General features: G+C 70.8%; 2 protein-coding genes. One reads left to right on the plus strand and one right to left on the minus strand.

Translation table 11 applies throughout. The features are described 5' to 3' along the window. Nucleotides 1-152: 152 nt before the first annotated feature. Nucleotides 153-845: an AprI/Inh family metalloprotease inhibitor gene (locus ACIPIA_RS16240; protein WP_400511010.1), complete on the plus strand. Its 693-nt coding sequence runs from the start codon at nt 153-155 to the stop codon at nt 843-845. A gap of 44 nt (nt 846-889) precedes the next feature. Here the strand turns inward: ACIPIA_RS16240 and ACIPIA_RS16245 are convergent. Beyond that, nucleotides 890-1,434, minus strand: a 545-nt coding sequence (locus ACIPIA_RS16245; RefSeq protein ID WP_400511009.1) for a GNAT family N-acetyltransferase, incomplete at its 5' end; no start/stop codon positions are given.

Raw genomic sequence — 1,434 nt, forward strand, 5'->3', positions numbered from 1 at the left:
TATGCCTGCCCACATCTCTTGGAACCAGAGCACGCGTCACGGGTTCGCATCGCGCCCGGCCTGCGCTAGACCATGCTCATGCCGCGTTCATTTGAGTTCCTGTGATAATGACGCAAAGTTCGGCTGACCGAGATCGGAACCCGCGCCGCATGATGACGACGACGATTGCCAAGCCTGCCGCCCTCAAACGCGCAGCCGCTCTCCTGCCTTTGCTGGCTCTGACCGCTTGCGCGGGCTCGCAGCGCTTCACCGGCCAGGTGATGAACCCGCCCTCCTACAGCCAGCCGGTCATGCCTTCGGCCCCGCCGGTCTCCTCCGCGCCGATCACGTCCGAGCCGCTGCCGCCACCCGGCGGTTACCCTGCGGCATCCGCCCCGCCGCCCGGCGGAGGCGCCCTGCCGCCGCCGCAGGACCCGTTCTTCAACCCCAATGCCGCTCCCCCGGCACAGGGGCAGCCGCTGCCGCCGACCGGCCAGCCCGAGGCTCCCGGCCTGCGCGGCAGCAGCAATCAGGTTGCCGGTCTCGGCGCCGCTCCGGCCGCGCCGCGCGCCGCCCCGGCCCCGGGCCGCGACAGCATGGTCGGCGGCTGGACGGCCCGCGAGGCGACCGGCGGCTCCTGCCGCGTGCAGCTGTCGAGTACGCCGACGCTCGATCTCTATCGCGCCAGCTCTTCGGGCTGCGCCAACCGCGACCTGCAGAAGATCACGGCCTGGGACTATCGCGACGGCGAGGTCTATCTCTACCAGCAGGGCGGCACGGTTGCGGCGCGGCTGCGCTCGGGCGGCGGCGGCTCGCTGGACGGCGCCGTGACCAAGTCCGGCGCGGCCCTTTCTCTCAATCGCTGACGGCAGCGAGGGCCGCGGCATGGCCGCCGCCCTCGCCCCCTCGCCTAGGGACGCAGCGCCCGCGCCAGCAGCGCCGTGGGCCAGAAGCTCTTCTGGATCGACAAGGCGAGCGTGGCGAAGCCGGCCGCGTTGTCGAGGGCCTCGTCGAGGATCGTGAACGGCGTCGGGCCGCCCGTGGCGATGACGCCTTCGACATCGGCGTAGCCCCCGGCGAGATCGGCCTCGAACTTCGCTGCCAGCCGGCGCATCGCCGCGTTCTCGGGCAGGCAGGTCATATAGAGCGTGCGGATGCCGCGATTGCGCGCAGCCATGATCAGCCGCCCGAACAGCTTGGCGCCGATGCCGCGCCGACGCCAGTCCATCTCGACGCTGAAGGCGGCCTCGCCGGTCCGTGCGGACAGATCGTCGAGCCCGCGCAATTCAGCCGCGCCGCGCACGACGCCATCCTCGACATAGGCATAGACGAGCCCGCCGACGCCGAAAGTCGTCGCCGCATAGTTTTCCAGAAAGGCATCACTGACCGCCGTGCCGAAGCGCTGATGCCGGGTTACCGGATCAAGCCTGAGCAGGTGCTCCCGGAACAGATCGC

Origin of the sequence: Allobosea sp. CER48 (assembly GCF_044752385.1) — a bacterium.
Lineage (GTDB): Bacteria > Pseudomonadota > Alphaproteobacteria > Rhizobiales > Beijerinckiaceae > Allobosea.